Source organism: Pseudomonadota bacterium (assembly GCA_016195085.1).
GTDB lineage: Bacteria > Pseudomonadota > Alphaproteobacteria > SHVZ01 > SHVZ01 > JACQAG01.
This window is the reverse complement of the sequence record JACQAG010000031.1, coordinates 62,893-81,533: the sequence shown is the minus strand read 5'-3', so window position 1 is coordinate 81,533 and position 18,641 is coordinate 62,893. Positions and strand designations below refer to the sequence as shown.

Annotated in this window: 16 protein-coding genes; 13 read left to right on the top strand and 3 right to left on the bottom strand. The window is 66.9% G+C overall.

Features of this window, described 5'->3' with window-relative positions; all coding sequences use genetic code 11:
- Positions 1–20: 20 nt before the first annotated feature.
- Entirely contained in the window at positions 21–542 is a 522-nt protein-coding gene (locus tag HY058_09620; protein MBI3497546.1) for a hypothetical protein, read from the bottom strand.
- 474 nt (positions 543–1,016) lie between these two features.
- On the opposite strand from HY058_09620, the gene HY058_09615 reads away from it, so the two are divergent.
- The 7 genes from HY058_09615 (at position 1,017) to HY058_09585 (ending at position 8,994) form a co-directional block, all read left to right on the top strand.
- Positions 1,017–1,973: an alpha/beta hydrolase gene (locus HY058_09615; GenBank protein ID MBI3497545.1), complete on the top strand. Its 957-nt coding sequence runs from the start codon at positions 1,017–1,019 to the stop codon at positions 1,971–1,973.
- On the top strand, positions 1,970–3,418 hold the full coding sequence (locus HY058_09610; protein ID MBI3497544.1) for an amidohydrolase family protein: 1,449 nt from the start codon (positions 1,970–1,972) through the stop codon (positions 3,416–3,418). The genes HY058_09615 and HY058_09610 overlap by 4 nt, the downstream gene beginning before the upstream one ends.
- Positions 3,415–4,422, top strand: coding sequence for an ABC transporter ATP-binding protein (locus HY058_09605; GenBank protein MBI3497543.1), 1,008 nt, complete (start codon positions 3,415–3,417; stop codon positions 4,420–4,422). Before HY058_09610 ends, HY058_09605 begins: the two co-directional genes overlap by 4 nt.
- Before the next feature lie 155 nt (positions 4,423–4,577).
- On the top strand, positions 4,578–5,666 hold the full coding sequence (locus HY058_09600; GenBank protein ID MBI3497542.1) for a dipeptide ABC transporter ATP-binding protein: 1,089 nt from the start codon (positions 4,578–4,580) through the stop codon (positions 5,664–5,666).
- 26 nt (positions 5,667–5,692) lie between these two features.
- On the top strand, positions 5,693–7,165 hold the full coding sequence (hydA, locus tag HY058_09595; GenBank protein MBI3497541.1) for a dihydropyrimidinase: 1,473 nt from the start codon (positions 5,693–5,695) through the stop codon (positions 7,163–7,165).
- A complete protein-coding gene (locus HY058_09590) occupies positions 7,166–8,104 on the top strand; it encodes an N-carbamoyl-D-amino-acid hydrolase (GenBank protein MBI3497540.1) in 939 nt (312 codons plus the stop codon).
- The gene (locus HY058_09585; protein ID MBI3497539.1) at positions 8,101–8,994 is read left to right on the top strand and encodes an amino acid ABC transporter substrate-binding protein; all 894 of its coding nucleotides are present in this window, start codon (positions 8,101–8,103) and stop codon (positions 8,992–8,994) included. Before HY058_09590 ends, HY058_09585 begins: the two co-directional genes overlap by 4 nt.
- Positions 8,995–9,093: 99 nt before the next feature.
- On the opposite strand, the gene HY058_09580 is transcribed toward HY058_09585, so the two are convergent.
- Complete coding sequence (locus HY058_09580) at positions 9,094–9,903, bottom strand: aspartate/glutamate racemase family protein (GenBank protein MBI3497538.1); 810 nt, start codon at positions 9,901–9,903, stop codon at positions 9,094–9,096.
- Positions 9,904–10,106: 203 nt separating this feature from the next.
- On the opposite strand from HY058_09580, the gene HY058_09575 reads away from it, so the two are divergent.
- Positions 10,107–11,675, top strand: a complete 1,569-nt coding sequence (locus HY058_09575) for a twin-arginine translocation signal domain-containing protein (protein MBI3497537.1) — start codon at positions 10,107–10,109, stop codon at positions 11,673–11,675.
- A gap of 77 nt (positions 11,676–11,752) precedes the next feature.
- Here the strand turns inward: HY058_09575 and HY058_09570 are convergent, their stop codons facing one another.
- Positions 11,753–13,777, bottom strand: coding sequence for a CocE/NonD family hydrolase (locus HY058_09570; protein ID MBI3497536.1), 2,025 nt, complete (start codon positions 13,775–13,777; stop codon positions 11,753–11,755).
- Positions 13,778–13,927: 150 nt separating this feature from the next.
- On the opposite strand from HY058_09570, the gene HY058_09565 reads away from it, so the two are divergent.
- From HY058_09565 to HY058_09545, 5 genes are all read left to right on the top strand, one after another.
- Positions 13,928–15,193: an ABC transporter substrate-binding protein gene (locus HY058_09565; GenBank protein ID MBI3497535.1), complete on the top strand. Its 1,266-nt coding sequence runs from the start codon at positions 13,928–13,930 to the stop codon at positions 15,191–15,193.
- A gap of 125 nt (positions 15,194–15,318) precedes the next feature.
- Positions 15,319–16,188, top strand: a complete 870-nt coding sequence (locus HY058_09560) for a branched-chain amino acid ABC transporter permease (protein ID MBI3497534.1) — start codon at positions 15,319–15,321, stop codon at positions 16,186–16,188.
- Positions 16,188–17,183, top strand: a complete 996-nt coding sequence (locus HY058_09555; protein ID MBI3497533.1) for a branched-chain amino acid ABC transporter permease — start codon at positions 16,188–16,190, stop codon at positions 17,181–17,183. Before HY058_09560 ends, HY058_09555 begins: the two co-directional genes overlap by 1 nt.
- Positions 17,176–17,907, top strand: a complete 732-nt coding sequence (locus HY058_09550) for an ABC transporter ATP-binding protein (GenBank protein ID MBI3497532.1) — start codon at positions 17,176–17,178, stop codon at positions 17,905–17,907. The genes HY058_09555 and HY058_09550 overlap by 8 nt, the downstream gene beginning before the upstream one ends.
- A complete protein-coding gene (locus tag HY058_09545; protein MBI3497531.1) occupies positions 17,904–18,617 on the top strand; it encodes an ABC transporter ATP-binding protein in 714 nt (237 codons plus the stop codon). Before HY058_09550 ends, HY058_09545 begins: the two co-directional genes overlap by 4 nt.
- Positions 18,618–18,641: the final 24 nt, after the last annotated feature.

The following is an 18,641-nucleotide window of genomic DNA, read 5'->3' as shown; positions in this document are numbered from 1 at the left end:
GGCGTGCAGCGCTGCTGGATCTACCCGGCTGGTCTTTGGGCGGCCTGTTTGCCGGCGCCGCAGACGGCCTGAGACGCCTCGCTCGCCTGCGCCAGGCGCTCGGAATAGGTAGGCAGGTCGCTCGCCTTCAGCGTGAGCACCTCTTCGAACACCGGCCGCACCGTCACGCAATAGTTCGGCTGATGCAAGCTGCGTTCGGCCGCCGTATTGGCGATCTGGGTGATGAAGCGATCAAGCGCGCTCTCGTGCTGGGCGCCGTAGAGGCGTCGATACTCCTGCTTCAGCACCGCCGCGTGCTGCTGCAGCGAGCCACGAAATTTGTTCACGAAGGCGTTGTAATGGTCGCTGAACTCGTAGCTTTCGCCATGCTTGCAGCTAAGCGCGGCGACCATGAGCTCGGTCTGCAGCAAGCGCACCTGCCGGGCTTCGATTTCCGGCCGGTTGACGCACTGAGCCGCAACGGCCTCCGCCACCGGTGCTACCGCCAAACCCAGTGCGACGACGGCTGCGGCCGCGCGCGTACCACGCCTGCGCTGTTTCATTAAGCCCCGCCCCAATCGCTTAATGCGACCTTTGAAGGCGAAGTCTGTCGGCCTTGGCGCCGTGAGACAACGAAAATCGCCCGGGCCGAACGCCACCTCGAATCGCGTCCGCTCGCGCATTGAGAAAGGAACGACAGAGGACACACAACACCTGGGCGGTCGGCATCGCCGAACCCACAAGGCCATGTCATTTCACCCTCGGCGAGGAGCGACGACGTTTTCTTTCCCGAAGGCACGTGAAGGGGCTCCGCTCGAATCGGGGCCGGGAGTGGGACCCCTCCGGAGACCGAATCGATCCTGCTCACGCCACCCGCGCAAGACCGTCGTCAGCTGACCGCTCGCCCCTCCGTCCGCCGAGGCCATGGTCCCGGTCCCGAAGCGGCCACCTCTGTACAAGCCCTGCCATCTAGACTTCAAATAGCGACCTCGCCTTGACCCATGCTCATTCCTCCAACCGCGCCGCCGAGGTTTCCCTTGCCACTCGATCCTGAACTCCTGCCCTTCATCGCGGCCATGGAGGCCGCCTATCCGGTGCCGGCCGAACAGTTGCCGCACACGGTCGTGCGCGCCCGCGTCGAGGAGCTCTCGGCCGCCTCGCGCCCGCCCAGGCCGAGCGAGCTTCAGGTCGAAGATCGCGTGATCGCCCAAGGGGTCAAGGTCAGGCTCTATCGCCACCGCGAAGCAGCGGCGCCGATGCCGGCGCTGGTCTATTTCCATGGCGGCGGTTGGGTGGTCGGCAGCATCGATACCCATGACGGCGTCGCCGCAGCACTCGCCCGCGACCTCAAGGGCTTGGTGGTAAGCGTCGATTATCGGCTGGCGCCGGAGCATCCGTTTCCGGCCGGGCTCGAGGATTGTTTCGCGGCGACCGGGTGGGTCGGCGAGGAAGCCACTCAGCTCGGCGTCGATGCGGCGCGGATCGCCGTCGGCGGCGACAGCGCCGGCGGCACGCTCGCCGCCGGCGTGTGTCTTATGGCGCGCGACCGCGGCGGGCCCAAGCTCGCCTTCCAGATGCTCAACTATCCGGTGACCGACTGCAATTTGAACACGCTCTCTTACATTCAGCTGGCCGACGGCCCCTTGCTGAGGCGCAGCGCGATGGCCTGGTATTGGCGCCACTATGTCGGCGGCGACGGATTCACCAGGAATCCCTTGGCGGCACCCTTGCAGGCCGAGGATCTGACCGGTTTGCCGCCGGCGCTGGTGACCGCGGCGGAATATGATTGCCTGCGCGACGAAGCCGCGGCCTTCGCAGCCAAGCTGCAGCGCGCCGGGGTTCCAACGGAGTATCGCCTGGCGCCGGGCTTGATCCATGGCTATCTGCGCTTCACCGCCGGAGTCAAAGCGGCACGCAGCGAATATCAGGCGGTCGCCGCCGCCCTCTGTCGCGCCTTGGCTAAGAAGCAGCCGCGCCGGAGCGCCGCTGAGTGAGCACAACGCTCGTCAAGGGCGCGTCTTGGCTAGTCGCGTGGGATGTCGGGCAGAAGAGCCACGTCTATTTGCGCGACGTGGACCTGGCGTTTCAGGGCAACGCCATCACCTATATCGGTCCGAGCTATGAGGGCGAGGCGACCGCCACGATCGATGCGCGCGATCGCTTGGTGCTGCCGGGGCTCGTCAATATTCACAGCCACCCCACCTCCGAGCCGGGCAACAAGGGGCTGCTGGAGGAGCTGGGCAGCCCCGCGCTCGGCATGAGCTCGCTCTATGAGTACATGCCGATATTCCGGCTCGGACCGGAAGCCGCCACGGCGGCGACCGAGGTGGCGGTGGCCGAGCTCCTGGCGAGCGGTGTGACCACCTTCGTCGATCTCTCCGGGAACCGGCCGGGATGGGCCGATGATCTCGCCGCAACCGGCATCAGGGCGGTGTTGGGACCGATGTTCCGCTCCGCCTCCTGGACGACGCAGAATGGGCATGCGGTCGAGTACAGCTGGGACACCGCCGCCGGCATGAAGGGCCTCGATCAGGCGGTGGACGTGGTTCGCCGCGCGCGCCAGCACCCGAGCGGGCGCATCGATGCCATGCTGGCGCCGGCGCAGATCGACACCTGCGATGCGGCACTGCTCGAGGCCAGCCGCGATGCCGCCCGGGAACTCGGCGTGCCTTTGCAGATTCACGCCGCGCAGAGCGTGGTCGAGTTCCAGGAGATCACCCGGCGCCACGGCAAGACGCCCATCCAGTTTCTGGAGTCGCTGGGCGTTCTCGGCCCCAGCACCATCATCGGCCACGGCATCTTCATCAACGACCACCCTTGGCTCCATTGGCCCGAGACCGATGATCTCCGGCGCCTCGCGGATGCGGGCGCCAGCCTCGCCCATTGTCCCAATGTCTTCGTGCGCCGCGGTATCGTCCTCAATCATCTGCACCGCTACATCGCCGCCGGGGTCAATGTCGGCATCGGCACCGACACCTTTCCCCACAACATGCTGGAAGAGATGCGCTGGGCGGCGACCTTGGCCCGGGTCATGGCCGGCGACTATCGCGGCGCCTCGACCGCCGAGGTGTTCACCGCCGCCACCGTGGGCGGTGCCCGGGCGCTGGGGCGCGACGACATCGGTCGGCTGGCGGTGGGCGCCAAGGCGGACCTGGTCCTGGTCGATCTCGCCCATCCGGCGATGCGGCCGGTGCGCGAGCCGCTCCGAAGCCTCATCTATTCCGCTTGCGAGCGGGCGATCCAGGATGTCTATGTCGACGGCGCGCAGGTGGTCCGCGGCGGCCGCGTTCTCACCATCGACATTGAAGCGGCGCATGCGAAGCTCGCCGAAGCGCAAGCCCGGGCGCTTGCCGGAGCCCAGGCGCGGGATTGGGCCGGACGAACGGTCGAGGAGATGTCGCCGATGGTATTCCCCATGGGCAGGGCACCGGGACGATGATAGAACCTTCGCCCGGCGCGGCGCCCAGCCTCCTTAGCGTGCACGAGCTGCGCACCTATTTCGGCAGCAGCGCCGGGGAGTTCCGTGCCGTCGACGGCGTCAGCTTCGATCTCGCCCGGGGCGAGACGCTCGGCATCGTCGGCGAATCCGGATGCGGCAAGAGTGTCACCGCGCTGTCGATCATGGGGCTGGTGCCGCAGCCTCCAGGGCGCATCGCCGGCGGCCGGGTGCTGTTCGAGGGCGATGAGCTCTTGAGCAAGAGCCAGGCGGAGCTGCGCCACCTGCGCGGCAACAAGCTCTCGATGATCTTCCAGGAGCCGATGACCTCGCTCAACCCAGTCTACACCGTGGGCCAGCAGATCATGGAGGGGATCCAGCTCCACCGCGATGTGAGCCATGGCGAGGCTCGGGCGCGAACCATCGAGATGCTGCGTCTGGTGCGCATTCCCTCGCCGGAGCGGCGCATCGAAGACTATCCGCATCAGATGTCGGGCGGCATGCGCCAACGCGTGATGATCGCCATGGCGCTGGCCTGCGAGCCGATGCTGCTCATCGCCGACGAGCCCACGACCGCCCTCGACGTGACCATCCAGGCGCAGATCCTGGATCTCATGCGTCGGATCCGGGAGGAGACCGGCACCGCCATCATGCTGATCACCCATTCCTTGGGCGTGGTGGCCGAGATGGCCGATGCCGTCGTGGTGATGTATGCCGGCCGCATCGTTGAGCAGGCCGATGTGCGCACCCTCTTCAGCGATCCGCAGCATCCCTACACCTTGGGCCTGCTCGGCTCCATTCCCAAGCTCGCGGTCGAGGAGGATCGTCTGGCGACGATTTCCGGCACGGTGCCCAATCCGCGTGCCATGCCGGCCGGCTGCAAGTTCAATCCGCGCTGTCCCTTGGCCGACGATCGCTGCCGCGCCGAGGAACCGCCCTTGGTCGAGATCAAGCCCGGCCACCGCGCCGCCTGCTGGAAGGCGCCGCTCGAGCATCATGTGGCGTAGGACCAGTCAATGTCCGCCATACCCCCCTCCCTAACCCTCCCCCGCAAGGGGGGAGGGAATCGAAGCGGAGACCTACCTTCTACTCCCTCCCCCTTGAGGGGGGAGGGTTGGGGAGGGGGTGGTTCGCGCAGCCCAATGTTCGGTGCCACCGCGTCATGACCGCCGCCGCTCGACCCATCCTGTCGGTCCGCGATCTGGTGAAGCATTTCCCGGTCAGGCGCGGGCTCCTGTTGTCGCGCCAGCAGGGATCGGTCAAGGCGGTGGACGGCGTCAGCTTCGACCTCGATGCCGGCGAGACCTTGGCGCTGGTGGGCGAGTCCGGCTGCGGCAAGTCGACGACCGGGCGGCTGATCTTGAGATTGATCGACCGCACCCAAGGCAGCGTCACCTTCGACGGCAGCGATGTCTTTGCGCTCGGCAAGACCGAGCTGCGCCGGCTCCGGCGCGAGATGCAGATCATCTTTCAGGATCCCTACGCCTCGCTCAACCCGCGCATGACCGTGGGCGACGTCATCGCCGAGCCGCTCCGGATCCACGGGCTCGGCAATGCCGGCGAGCGCCGCCAGCGCGTGCGCGAGCTCTTGGAGCTGGTCGGCCTGTCGAGCTGGCATGAAGAGCGCTATCCGCACGAATTCTCCGGTGGCCAGCGCCAGCGCATCGGCGTGGCGCGCGCCCTGGCCGTGCAGCCGAAGCTGGTGATCTGCGACGAGCCGGTCTCGGCCCTCGACGTCTCGGTGCAGGCGCAGGTCGTGAACCTGCTGCAGGATCTGCAGGATCGCTTCGGGCTTTCCTATCTCTTCATCGCCCATGACCTGGCGGTGGTGAAGCATGTGAGCAGCCGGGTGGCGGTCATGTATCTCGGCAAGATCGTCGAGCTCGCGGCCAAGCGCGAGCTCTACCGCCACCCGAAGCATCCCTACACCCAGGCGCTGCTCTCGGCGATCCCGGTGCCGGACCCGACGGCGCCCCGCGACCGCATCATCCTCGAGGGCGACGTGCCGAGCCCGCTCAATCCGCCCTCGGGTTGCCGCTTCCATACGCGCTGCCCGCATGCGCGCGAACGCTGCCGCATCGAGGAGCCGCACCTGGATGAGATCGGCGGCGGCGATCGGGTCGCTTGCCATTTCTGGCGGGAGATTCCGCCGATCACGCCGCCGGCAGCGCGCAAAGGGGCCGCGGCGGAGGCCTACCTGCCGCGGCTGGAAGCGATCTACGGCAAGCGGAAACCTCACCCGGCAGGCTGAGTTGCCCTCACTTTGGAGCCTTGACCATGGCCGCTTTCGATCTCGTCATCCGCAACGGCACGGTGGTCACGGCCGCCGATACGGTCACCGCCGATATCGGCATCCGCGCCGGCCGTGTCGCCGCCTTGGGCGAGGGGCTTGAGCGCGGCCTCCGGGAGATCGACGCCAGCGGCCTGCTGGCGCTCCCCGGTGGCATCGACGGCCACTGCCATATCGAGCAGATCTCCTCTTCGGGGGTGAGGACCGCGGATGATTTCTACACCGGCACCCGCTCGGCGGCCGGCGGCGGCACCACCACCATCATTCCTTTCGCCGCGCAGTATCGCGGCATGTCGCTCAGGCAGACGGTGAACGATTACCATGCGCTGGCCCAGCCGAAGGCGGTCATCGATTATGCCTTCCACATGATCATCTCCGATCCGACCGCGGAGGTTCTGGGTCAGGAGCTCCCGGCCTTGATCAAGGACGGCTACACCTCGTTCAAGATCTACATGACCTACGAGTCGCTCCGGCTCGATGACCGCCAGGTCTTGGAGGTGCTGGCGCTCGCCCGCTCCGAGGGCGCCTTCGTCATGGTGCATGCCGAGAACCACGACGTCATCCAGTGGCTGACCGACCGGCTGTTGGCGACCGGCCATACCGAGCCGAAATACCACGCCGTCGCCCATGCCGGGCTGGCCGAGCGCGAGGCGACGCACCGGGCGATCGCGCTCTCGGAACTGGTCGACGTGCCGATCCTGATCGTGCATGTCTCCCACCGCGATGCCATCGAGGAGATCCGCTGGGCGCAGGCCCAGGGGCTCCGCATCTATGCCGAGACCTGTCCCCAATACCTGTTCCTGACCGCCGACGATCTCGACAAGCCCGGCTTCGAGGGAGCGAAATGCATGTGCAGCCCGCCGCCCCGCGACCGTGCTAGCCAGGAGGCGGTGTGGAACGGGCTGACGACCGGCGTCTTTCAGGTCGTCTCCTCCGATCACGCGCCCTATCGCTACGAAGGCAGCGAGGGCAAGAAGCACCACGGCACCAATGCGCCGTTCAAGGTGGTGGCGAACGGGGTGCCGGGAATAGAGCTGCGCTTGCCGCTGTTGTTCTCCGAGGGTGTGGGGCGCGGGCGCATCGATCTCAACCGCTTCGTGGCGCTGACCGCGACCAATGCGGCCAAGCTCTACGGGCTCTACCCGCGCAAGGGCACCATCGCCGTCGGCTCGGATGCCGATATCGCGCTCTGGGACCCGAAGAAGCAGGTGACGGTGAGCCAAAGCATGCTTCACGACGCCATGGACTACACCCCCTATGAGGGCATGCAGCTCACGGGTTGGCCGGTGGTGGTGCTGTCCCGCGGCGAAATCGTCGCCGAGGGTGGCAAGGTGGTGGAGGCACGCGGCCGCGGACAATTCCAGCGCTGCGCCCTGCCGACGTCGGCGAAGCCTTTGGGCCGCCTGACCGAGGGCTTCGATGCCGTGGCCGGCCGGATGTTGTCCGCGGGAGGGGGTTGAATGGCCCGCATCCTCACCGTCGGCGCGGCCCAGCTCGGGCCCATCGCCCGGGCCGAGCCGCGCCAGAGCGTGGTCAAGCGCCTGCTCGACCTCATGGCCGCCGCCCATGGCAAGGGGTGCCGGCTCATCGTCTTCCCGGAGCTGGCACTCACCACGTTTTTCCCGCGCTGGTACATGACCGACCAGGCGGAGATCGATGCCTTCTTCGAGTGGGAGATGCCGAGTGCCGCGACCCGGCCGTTGTTCGAGGCCGCCCGCGACTACCGGATGGGTTTCTACCTCGGCTTTGCCGAGCTCACCCGCGAGGGCGGCCGCACGCGGCGCTTCAACACGGCGATCCTGGTCGACGAGGCGGGCCGCATCGTCGGCAAGTACCGCAAGGTGCATCTGCCCGGGCACATGGAATTCGAGCCCGAGCGGCCCTGGCAGCACCTGGAGAAGCGCTACTTCGAGGTCGGCGACCTGGGATTTCCGGTCTGGCGCAGCCAAGGGGCCGTGATCGGCATGTGCATCTGCAACGATCGCCGCTGGCCCGAGACCTTCCGCGTCATGGGCCTGAAGGGCGTCGAGCTGGTGTTGCTGGGCTACAACACGCCCGACCGCAATACTGCCGCATTCGAGCCCAACCATCTCCGCATGTTCCACAACCACCTGACCATGCAGGCCGGCGCCTATCAAAACTCCACCTGGGTGGTGGGCGTGGCCAAGGCGGGAGTGGAAGAGGGTGTCGGCATGATCGGCGGCAGCTGCATCATTCAGCCCTCGGGCGAGATCGTGGCCCAGGTCGCGACCCTCGGCGACGAGCTCGTCGTCCACGACTGCGATCTCGATCAGGCGCGCATGGGCAAGGAGACCATCTTCAACTTCGCCAAGCACCGGCGAGTCGAGCATTACGGCATCATCACCCAGCAAACCGGCGCGACGGCGCCACCGGAATGACCGCCGGCGCCGCATCGATCGCTCAGTTCCGCGGCTCAAGAGGCTTCTTGCCGCTGCTCCTCGGCCTAGCGTTCCTGGTGCTGGGCCCGGGTAAGCCCGGCGCTCAGACCCCGGAGCCGGTCGACCCCAATCCCGAAAAACCCTTGCTGGTGGCCGCCGATGTGGGGTTCGCGCCCTTCGCCATGCGCCAGGCCGACGGGACCCTGACCGGGTTTTCCATCGATCTTGCCGCCGAGCTTGCCCGGCGGCTGGGGCGCCCAGGCTACGAGATCAGCGATCAGCGGTTTTCCGGGATCTTCGCCGGGCTCGCCGCCAAGCGCTACGAGTTCGTTGTGGCCGCGACGGTCGTCACCGAGGAGCGCGCCGGCCAAATGCTGTTCAGCGAGCCCTATATGACCACCGGCCTCGGCGTTCTGGTCTGGGCGGGCGAGGCGGAGATGAACGGCCCGGACGCGCTCAAAGGCAAGACCGTCGCCGCCTTGAAGGGCGGCCAGGGCGACACCTGGGCCAGCGAGAACGGCCCGAAGCTGGGATTCCAGATCGTCCGCTTCGACCGCACCGAGGACGTGGTCGGCGCCGTCCTCTCGACCCAGGCCGCCGCCGCCATCCTCGACCTGCCGCGGGCCCTCTATGCGGCCCAGCAGGAGAAGCGGATCCGGGTCGGCTTGACCATGGCGGCCGATCGCGTCTACGCGCTCGCCTTTCGCCACGACGACGTGGCCTTCCGCAACAAGGTCGACCTCATCCTGGAAAGCATGAAGAAGGACGGCGCGCTCGCCGTCATCTACGAGAAATGGTTCGGGATGAAGCCGCCGCCGGGCTCGGCCAGCGTCGAGATCTTCCCCGGCTACGGCACTCCCGGCTTTCCCGGCTACGTGCCGCAGAAATAAGACCCTTACCCCGACCGTCTCCCGCGGTGCGGGAGAGGGCGCCGGAAACGACATCGTTGACCCCTCTCCTGCATCGCGGGCGAGGGTTCGGAGTCAACGCTACTCTGCTGCCTTCGCCGGCGGCGTGCCGGGGAGGGTCGGGGAGGGGGTAGGGACCACCCCCTCCCAAAATCCACCCCCGGGTGCCGCGGCGGCGTAGCGGCCGGCATAGGGCTTGGCCCGCGGGCTCCCATAGGAACGGGCCTTGCTGGTCTTGAGGCCGAGCCCGGCCATGGCCTCGACCAGCTTGACGGCCGCGCTGACGCCGTCCAGCACCGGAACGCCGGTCTCCTCGCTGAGGCGCTGGGCCAGATCGACCATGCCGGCGCAGCCCAGCAGCACCGCCTCGGCGCCGTCGACGGTGATCGCTTCCTCGACCACCCGCTTCACCTTGTCGGCGGCCCCGGAATGCGCATCCTCCAGGTCCAGGACCGGCACGCCGGCGGCGCGCACGCTCCTGAGATGCCGCTCGAAGCCGTATCGGCGCGCCAGTGCCTGCTGCACCGCGACCGAGCGCGGCAGCGTGGCGATGATGGAGAAGCCGTCGGCGATCAGGCTCGCCATGTGCATGGCCGCCTCGGCGATGCCGACCACCGGAGAGGCGGCGATCTCGCGCGCGGCTTCCAGCCCAGGATCGCGAAAGCAGGCGATGACGTAGCCGTCATAGCCTTGGCCCTCGCCGTCGCGGATGAGCTCCAGCATGCCGGGCACCGCATAGGCCGCGTCATATTGGCTTTCGATCGACACCGGACCGTCCTTGGGGTTGACGGCGACGATCTCGGTGCCGAACGCAGCTGCAGCGCTCGCTGCCGCCCCGATGCTGGCGGTCATCGATGCGGTCGTATTGGGGTTGATCACCAAGATGCGCATGCCGGGACTCCCAAGGGGTGACGTCCCATCCTAAGCCCTTGCGGACGGCAAGCAACGGCGGTGCCGGCAGGTGCTCGGCTTCTCCTGCCGGCGCGGACATGTCAGAATTGCTTGCCGCCGAAGCTCGGAATTCAAGAAAAACGCGCGTCCGTACCCCTCGCTAGGAGGCCGACTCGGCGTCTGAACCATATCGGGAGGAAGTCATGTCGTGGAACACCCTATCTCGGCGGCGCTTCCTGCAAACCGGCACCGCAGCCGGCGCCTTGGCGGGATTGTCGCCGAACACCAATGCCCTCGCGCAATCGACCAAGGTTCTTCGTGTTCGCGCCTATGGGAATCCCGGAATCCTTGACCCGGCGAACCGCCTCGGAGCGATCGAGGACGACATCATGCGCTGCCTTTGCGGCGGCCTCATCACCGTCAAGGCCGGAGACGAGTGGGGCTGGGAGAAGGAGTACGCAACCGAGATCGTTCAGGAATCGCCGACCCACATCCGCTTTCAGCTGAAGCCGGGCATCGCCTGGTCGAATGGATTCGGCGAGGTGACGGCGGAAGACGTCAAATTCTCCTACGAGCGGATCGCCAATCCGGACATGAAGGCCGCCTATCGCGTGGATTGGGAAAAGCTCGACAAGGTGGAGGTCACCGGCACCCATTCCGGCGTGATCGTGATGAAAGAGCCGTTCATGCCGCTGTGGGAGTCGACGCTGCCGTCCGGCTCCGGGGTGATCCTCTGCAAGAAGGCCGTGGAGAAGCTGGACGGCCAGCGTATCACGACGTCGGTCCCCGCCGTCTCCGGGCCCTATCGGATTCAGAAATTCGAGACACGCCGGATCGTCATTCTCGAACGCAACCCGCTGTGGACCGGTCCCAAGCCGGTCTTCGATGAGATCCACTACATCAGCATCGTCGATGCCAATGCGGCGGAAGTGGCCCATCAAGCGGGAGAGCTCGATTTCACGCCGCAACTACCCGCCTCCGCGGTTCCTCGGCTCAAGGCAAAGCCCCCGACCGGATCCACGCTGATCGTCAAACCGTCGCTCGCCTTCTGGTGGCTCGGCATGCAAAGCGAAGATGGAATTTTCAAGGACATCCGCGTGCGCAAGGCCGTTCAACTCGCGGTGGATGTGGATTCCGTGCTGGAAGGCGCCTTCTTTGGGGCCGTCACTCGAGCGACGGGCGTCATTGCGCCCGGTCTCATCGGCCATCGCCCGCGGAATCTGGTGGAGAAGCCGGATCTCGCCAAGGCCAAGCAGTTGCTGGCCGAGGCCGGCTATCCCAATGGCTTCAAGACCGACATCGGCGTGCGCAACTCGGCGGAGTTCATTAGCGCCGCCCAAGTCGTTGCCGCCAGCCTCGCCCAAATCGGCATCACCGCCGTAGTCACCCCCTTCGATGCCGGTGCCCAAAAGGCGCTGGCCAGCGACAAGAGCGGCGGGTGGAAAAAGATGGCCCTGCACATCGTGCGCTTCAGCATGCAGCCCGATCCCTCATGGGCCACGGCCTGGTACGTCACCAGCCAAATCGGCGAATGGAACTGGGAGCGGCTCAGCAGCAAGGAGTTCGACGATCTGCACGTCGCCGCGCTGAGCGAGCAAGATCGCGCCAAGCGCGACCGGATGTATCAGCGCATGCAGACGCTGATGGAGGAATCCGGGTCCTACGTGTTCCTGACCCATGGTGTCAGCGCCGCGTTGTGCCGCAACGGCATCAAACCGGCGCTCTCGCCGGACGGGCAGCGGGTGCTGTTCAGCAAGTTCGGCCTAGCATAGCGCTTCGGCGGCAATTTCGCTCGTTCATGCGCAAACTTCGGCGGGGTCCGGCCGATCGGGCCCCGCCGTCCTTCGCCTCAGACGAGATCGCGCTTGATCCGCTGGTCCCAGCTTCGGGAATGGATGCGCGCCTCGCCGTCATAGACGTCGAGGTCGGTCATCAGCCGGAAATGCGAGGCGTCGCCGGTCAAGACCACCTTGGTCGCCACCGTTGCTCGCCAGTCGGCGCGCTCCATGCGGAAGGTGACGGCAATCTCCGATCGGGCCGAAAGCGGCTCGTCGTCGCGCACGCGATAGTCGGTGCTCTTCACCGTCTCCAGGATCGTGCCGGCGGATTCCAGCCTGACCCGGCCATCGTCCCGATCGATGCGATAGATGACCTCGCCGGTGGCGACGTCGCGGCGGATCGTGCGCTCGATCTTGCCCGGGCGGAAGACCGTGACCGCGAGCGGCGGTACGCCCTCGGCCTCGCCGAAGGGGGTCAGGGCTTTGTCGGCGGCCCGCGGTTTGCGCACCGGCAAGAGGAATGTGCTGGCGCCCGCGAGCACGGTCAGGATCGCTCCATCGGGCGACGGCCAGACGATCGGCCAATAGGCGGTCGAGATCGATAGGCGCAGCCGGTGCCCGCGGGGAAAGGTGTGCGCGATGTCGTTCAAGGCGACGCGCGCAGGGATACGCCGCCCGGGCTCGATCGCCGTCGGCCGCTCATGGCTCTCGCGGTGGGCGAGATTGAGCACCCCGTAGCTGACTCGCGTGGCGGCACCGTCCGGAGCGATGTCCGACAGGCGAACCACCACCATGGCCCTGGGCTTGTCCGACTGCAGCTCCAGCGCAGCGACCGGCGCGCCCAGGATCGACATCGGCTCCGACAGCGGTGCCGTATCGAAATTGAGAGAGCCGCCGTCGTCGATGCGCTGATCCAACGGCATCTCCGGTCCGACGCCGCCCACGCCGAAGGGACACCATTCCCCGCCAGCGATGCCGAGGGATTCCGGCGAGCGGATCGGCATCGGCGTATCCGCCGCTTTCGATTCCACGAGTCCACCCGGAGCCAGGACGAAGCGGCGCTCGGCAATGTTGGGCGACGGCCAAGACGGCTCGCCGATCCAGCTTCCCGGCCGCATGTCGTAGAAGGCGCGGGGCGGCACGCTCTCCTGCAGCCAGGCCCGCAATATCGGCTCCTGCATGATGCCGGTGTCCCGGTCCTTCAGCCAATGGTCCCACCAGCGGAGGGATTCCTGCAGATAGCCGATCAGCGGTCCGGGGAGCGCGAAATGCGGCCGGCCATGGCCCCAGGGCCCGACGAGACCCTTTCGCGGTACGGTCAGGCCCTTGAGCAGGCGGAAGACGGCGTTCGAATAGCCGTCGGCCCAGCCGCCGATGGCATAGACCGGGCATTGGATCTGGGAGAAGTCCTCGCACACCGAGCCATGCTTCCAGAACCCATCGCGGTGCTGGTGGGCGAGCCAGGTGGCGATCTGCGGCTCCAGCGCATCCAGACGTTCACACCACATCTCCCGCCAACGCTCGCCGACGATGGCCGGATCCGGTGGTCGGCCGCGCTGGGCGAAGAACTGTTGGCCCCAGGACAGCATGTCGTTCAACAGCGCGCCGCCCATGTAGTGCATGTCGTCGGCATAGCGGTCGTCGGTGGAGACCACGGTGATGATGGCGCGGAGCGCCGGCGGCCGGCGTGCGGCCACCTGCAGGGAATTGAACCCGCCCCAGGAGCCGCCGAACATGCCGACGCGCCCCGTGCACCAGCTCTGCCGGGCGAGCCAGGCGATCGCATCGAGCGCGTCGTCGTGCTCCTGCTTCAGATACTCGTCCAGCATGACGCCATCGGAATCGCCGGCGCCGCGGCAGTCGATGCGCACCGAGGCATAGCCGTGCCCGGCCAGATAGCGATGGGTCTGCTCGTCGCGCTGGGCGGTGAAGTCGCGCTTGCGGTAGGGGATGTATTCGAGGAGCGCCGGTACCGGCTTTGCTTCCGCGTCCTCCGGCAGCCAGAACTTTGCTGCCAGCCGGGCGCCGTCGGCGGCCGGAATGAACACATTCTCGATCAGACGCACCCGATGCGGCAGCGTGGCGACGGTTTTCAAGGACATCCCTCCCCAGCTGGGGCCAGGATACGAACCTGAATGCGAGGGAGCAAGGATCGCCCTGGCGCAATTCGGCTTGCTTGTGAGGCCGCTGAGCGGTCATTAGACTTCGCCCGCAGATGCATAGGCTCCGGTGCCATGGAGGACTCAATGCCCGCACGACCCACGCGACCCACCCGACCCACCCGCTTCCAGCCCACGCGCCGCGCCTTCAGCGCCGGCGCCGTCGCCGCCCTGGCGCTCCAGGGCGTGCCGTTTCGGCCGGCCCGCGCCCAGGCGCCAGTCCTCAAGGTCGGCGTGCTGTTGCCGCGCTCCGGCTTTCTCGCCCAGGCCGGACAATCCTGCCAGCGCGGAGCCGAGATCGCGCCCGGCGTACTCGCCGACATGGGCTACCGCGTCGAGGTGGCTAGCGTCGACTTCGAATCGAATGTCGATATCGCCCGCACCCAGGCGGAGAAGCTGGTGAATGACGGCGCCAAGGTGCTGGTCGGCGCCTTCGATTCCGGGGCCAGCGGCGCCATCGCGCAAGCCGCCGAGCAGCATGGGGTGCCCTTCGTCATCAACGTCGCCGCCGATCCGAAGATCACCGATCAGGGCTACAAGTTCACCTTCCGCAATTTCCCCACCAGCCCGACCTTGATCCGCAACGGCCTCAATCTCATGAAGGACCTGTTTCAGGCGACGGGGAAGACGCCGAAGAGTGCCGTCTACATCCATGCCAACGACACCTTCGGCCAAGCGAACCGTGCGGCCATCGATCGGCTGTTCCCGACCTTGTCGATGCCGTTCCCGATCGTCGAGACCATCGCCTATGACCCGAAGGCGCAGGATCTGTCCGTGGAGATCGCCAAGGCGAAGGCGAGCGGGGCCGAGCTGGTGATGGTCACCACGCGGGCCGGCGATGCGATCCGTCTCATCCGCGAGATGGTGAAGCAGCGCTACGAGCCCATGGGCATCGTCAGCCCGGGCAGCCCCGGCATGTATGACGACGAGTTCTACCAGGCGCTCGGCGGCTACGCGAATTTCTGCGTTTCCAACGTGCCCTGGCCCAGCGCCACCGCGGCGATGACCAAGGCCGTCGAGGCCGCCTTCAAGAAGGCGTTCCCGAAGAATCGCTTCGAGACCGATGCCTTCAATGTCGGCTTCACCTTCGAGGCGATCCTCATCGCGGCCGAAGCGCAGAAGCGCGCCGGCTCCACCGACCCGAAGGCGATCGCCGAAGCGCTCCGCCAGACCAACATCGCCGACCACATGCTGGTCGGCGGCCCGATCCGCTTCGATGAGAAGGGCCAGAACAACGCCATCGGTTCGGCCGCCGTGCAGAACCACGCGCTCACCCCCACCGTCGTGCTGCCCAAGGAGGCGGCGGTCAGGGCCCCGGTCTTCCCGATGCCCGGCTGGCGCGAGCGCGGATAGCGCCAGCACCGCCACGATGGACCGCATTTCATCGTCACCCCCGGGCTTGACCCGGGGGTCCATCGTGCTGCTGATCGCCGAGACAAGAAATGGATACGCGGGTCAAGCCCGCGTATGACGAGTGGATGCCCGTCTCCTTCTATCTGAACATCGTCGCGACCGGGATCTTGACCGGCCTCGTCTACGGGCTGATGGCGCTCGGGCTCTCGGTCATCTTCGGCGTGGTCCGGGTGGTGAACTTCGCCCATGGCGAGCTCACCGTGATGGCGATGTTCGCCGCGTTCTGGTTCTCCCATTGGACCGGCATCGACCCCCTCTGGGCCTTGCCGGTGGTGGCGGCCGCCCTCTTCGTCGTCGGCTACCAGCTGCAGCGCTGGGTGGTGAACCCCTTCATCGGCCGCCCGGAGCATGAGCAGTTCGTGCTGCTGCTGGCGGTCAGCATCATCGTCTTGAACCTGCTGCTACTGGCCTTCGGTCCCGATGCGCGGCACGTGAACCTTCCCTATGCCTACGACGCCTTCGAAGTCGGGCCGTTGCTCCTCGACAAGGTGCGGGTCTATGCCGCGCTGGCCGCGATCGCGCTGGCCGGTCTGCTCTTCCTCTTTTTCCATGGCACCATTTTGGGCAAGGCGATCCGCGCGTCCGCTGACAATCTCCTCGGCGCCACCGTCATCGGCCTCGACATCAAGCGCCTCTACGCGCTCACCTTCGGCTTGGGTGCCGCATGCGTGGGGGCCGCCGGCTCGCTCATGGTCCTGCTCTTGGACGCGACGCCGATGCTGGCCCCGCAATTCACCCTGCTCGCCTTCGTCATCGTCATCATCGGCGGCCTCGGCAGCATGACCGGTGCCTTGATCGGCGGCGTGCTCATCGGCGTATCGGAGGCCGTATCCGGCTTTCTCTTCTCGCCTTCGGCCAAGAGCATGGTGAGCTTCGGTCTGTTGATCGTTGTGCTCCTGTTCCGGCCGAGCGGGATCATGGGCCGGCGGAGTTGATGGCGCGAACCCGAACGCCGCCGGCTCAACTTCGTGCGCTCGCATTGTTCGCGGCCGCGATGCTGGTGGCCCCGTTGCTGCTCGACTCGTATCTCTTATCGGTGCTGATCCTCGTCCTCTACTTCGCCTATGTCGGCCAGGCCTGGAACGTGATGACCGGCTTTGCCGGTCAGCTCTCCCTCGGCCATTCGCTCTATCTCGGCCTCGGGGCCTATGTCTCGGCGGCGTTGTTCGTGCGTTGGGGCGTGGCGCCCACGCTCGGGCTGTTCGTCGGGATGGCTCTCGCGGCGCTGGCCGGCCTGGTGGTGGGCGGGTTGGGATTCCGCTTCGGCGTCAAGGGTGTGTATTTCGCGCTGCTGACCATCGCCTTTGCGGAGTTCACCCGCATCCTCTTCGATCATCTGGATTGGGTCGGCGGTGCGAGCGGGCTCTTCCTCCCGGTCCAGCACGGCGCGCTCGATCCCCTGGCGCTCAGGGGGCCGCCATCGATGTTCTACTATCTCTTGCTGGCCCTCAACGCCGGCGCGTTCCTCCTCTGCCATGCGCTCTTGACCAGCAGGGTCGGCTACTACTGGCTTGCCATCCGCGAGGATCCCGAGGCGGCGGCAGCGATGGGCATCGACATCTTCCGCTACCGCCTCATCGCGGTTGCGCTGTCGGCGGCGATGACCTCGCTCGCCGGGGTGTTCTACGCCTTCTACTACAACACGCTCTATCCCGAGCAGATCTTCTCGACGGAGCGGTCGATCGAGGCGATCCTCGCCCCCATCGTCGGCGGCATCGGCACCTTGTTTGGACCGGTCGTCGGCGCCTTTCTCTTGACCCTACTGGGTCGGGCGACGACCTGGGCCTTGGAGGCGACGGGCATGGCGCTTCCGGGCGCCAAGCAGATCATCCAAGGCCTCGTCCTGCTGCTGGTGATCATGGTCTTGCCGACAGGGGTCTGGCCTTGGCTGAGACGGCGCTTGGGCCTGGAGCCTCCTCAGGATGAGTGAGCTCCTGCTCCGGCTTGCCGGCGTCTCCAAGAGCTTCCGCGGCTTGATCGCGGTCGACGGCGTCAGCTTCGAGATCGAGCCGGGCGCGGTTGTGGCGCTGATCGGTCCCAATGGTGCCGGCAAGACCACGCTCTTCAATATCATTGCCGGCGCGCTGGCCGCCGATGCGGGCGAGATCCGGCTCGACGAGCTCAGCCTTCGCGGGCTTGCCCCGCACCAGGTCTGCCAGGCCGGGATCGCCAGAACCTTTCAGCTCGTGCGGCCCTTCGCCCAGCTCTCGGTCGAGGACAATGTGCTGATCGGCGCGCTCAAATGGAGCCCCACGGTCGCTGCCGCCCGCGAGGAAGCCCGGCGCTTGCTGGCGTTGCTCGAGCTCGAGGACAAGGCCCGGCGCCTGGCGGTGAGCCTGACGCTTGCCGATCGCAAGCGCTTGGAGCTGGCACGCGCCCTGGCGACGCGGCCGCGGCTCCTGCTCTTGGATGAGGTGATGGCCGGACTGCGCCCGACCGAGACCGATCGTATGGTCGCCATGCTGGCCGAGCTCAATCGCCGAACCGGGCTCACCATCCTCCTGATCGAGCATGTCATGCGCGCGGTCATGCAGCTGGCCCAGCGGGTGATCGTGCTCAATCACGGCGAGAAGATCAGCGAGGGGCGGCCCGAGGACGTCGTGCGCGATCCGGCCGTGCTCGAGTGCTACCTGGGCCAAGAGGCGCTCGCATGAAGGCACCTCTGGAAGTGGTCGGGCTCGATCTCCACTACGGCGACGCCCAGGCGCTGGACGGGGTCTCGCTCCGCATCGAGCCAGGCGAGATCGTCGCCATCATCGGCTCGAACGGCGCCGGCAAGAGCTCGCTCATCCACGCGATCGCCGGCATGGCGGCCCCGACAAAGGGCCGCATCAGCTTCGGCGGCGAGGACATCACCGGCTGGCCGAGCCACCGTGTGTGCAATCTCGGCATCGGCCAAGTCGCGGAGGGTCGCCAGATCTTCCCCTCCCTCAGCGTCGCCGACAATCTCGATCTGGGTGCCGCAATCCCGCGGGCCCGCAGCGGTGCCGCGGCCATGCTGAGCCAGGTCTACGAGCTGTTTCCGCGGCTCTTGGAGCGCCGCCGCCAGATCGCCGGCACGCTGTCGGGCGGCGAGCAGCAGATGCTGGCGATCGGCCGCTGCCTGATGGGCCAACCCGAGCTCATCATGTTCGACGAGCCGTCCCTGGGTCTCGCCCCCGCCATCGTCCAAGAAGTCTTCCGCGTCATCAGGCGGCTCAATGCGGAGGGGCTGACGGTTCTGCTGGTCGAGCAGAACGTCGCCGCATCGCTCAGACTGGCGCGCCACGCCTATGTGCTGGAGAACGGCCGCATCGCCATGCAAGGCCCGGCCGATGCATTGCTGCGCGACGACCGCGTGCGCGAGGCCTATCTCGGCCTGTAGTGTCGGTCGCCGATCTTACCCCTT

What these genes read in the sequence shown, in the direction of transcription:
- HY058_09545 (MBI3497531.1), top strand. Translation starts at nt 17,904, where the DNA reads ATGAAGGCACCTCTGGAAGTGGTCGGGCTCGATCTCCACTACGGCGAC.
- hydA (MBI3497541.1), top strand. Translation starts at nt 5,693, where the DNA reads ATGGCCGCTTTCGATCTCGTCATCCGCAACGGCACGGTGGTCACGGCC.
- HY058_09620 (MBI3497546.1), bottom strand. Translation starts at nt 542, where the DNA reads ATGAAACAGCGCAGGCGTGGTACGCGCGCGGCCGCAGCCGTCGTCGCA.
- HY058_09590 (MBI3497540.1), top strand. Translation starts at nt 7,166, where the DNA reads ATGGCCCGCATCCTCACCGTCGGCGCGGCCCAGCTCGGGCCCATCGCC.
- HY058_09580 (MBI3497538.1), bottom strand. Translation starts at nt 9,903, where the DNA reads ATGCGCATCTTGGTGATCAACCCCAATACGACCGCATCGATGACCGCC.
- HY058_09560 (MBI3497534.1), top strand. Translation starts at nt 15,319, where the DNA reads ATGCCCGTCTCCTTCTATCTGAACATCGTCGCGACCGGGATCTTGACC.
- HY058_09575 (MBI3497537.1), top strand. Translation starts at nt 10,107, where the DNA reads ATGTCGTGGAACACCCTATCTCGGCGGCGCTTCCTGCAAACCGGCACC.
- HY058_09550 (MBI3497532.1), top strand. Translation starts at nt 17,176, where the DNA reads ATGAGTGAGCTCCTGCTCCGGCTTGCCGGCGTCTCCAAGAGCTTCCGC.
- HY058_09605 (MBI3497543.1), top strand. Translation starts at nt 3,415, where the DNA reads ATGATAGAACCTTCGCCCGGCGCGGCGCCCAGCCTCCTTAGCGTGCAC.
- HY058_09555 (MBI3497533.1), top strand. Translation starts at nt 16,188, where the DNA reads ATGGCGCGAACCCGAACGCCGCCGGCTCAACTTCGTGCGCTCGCATTG.
- HY058_09585 (MBI3497539.1), top strand. Translation starts at nt 8,101, where the DNA reads ATGACCGCCGGCGCCGCATCGATCGCTCAGTTCCGCGGCTCAAGAGGC.
- HY058_09565 (MBI3497535.1), top strand. Translation starts at nt 13,928, where the DNA reads ATGCCCGCACGACCCACGCGACCCACCCGACCCACCCGCTTCCAGCCC.
- HY058_09600 (MBI3497542.1), top strand. Translation starts at nt 4,578, where the DNA reads ATGACCGCCGCCGCTCGACCCATCCTGTCGGTCCGCGATCTGGTGAAG.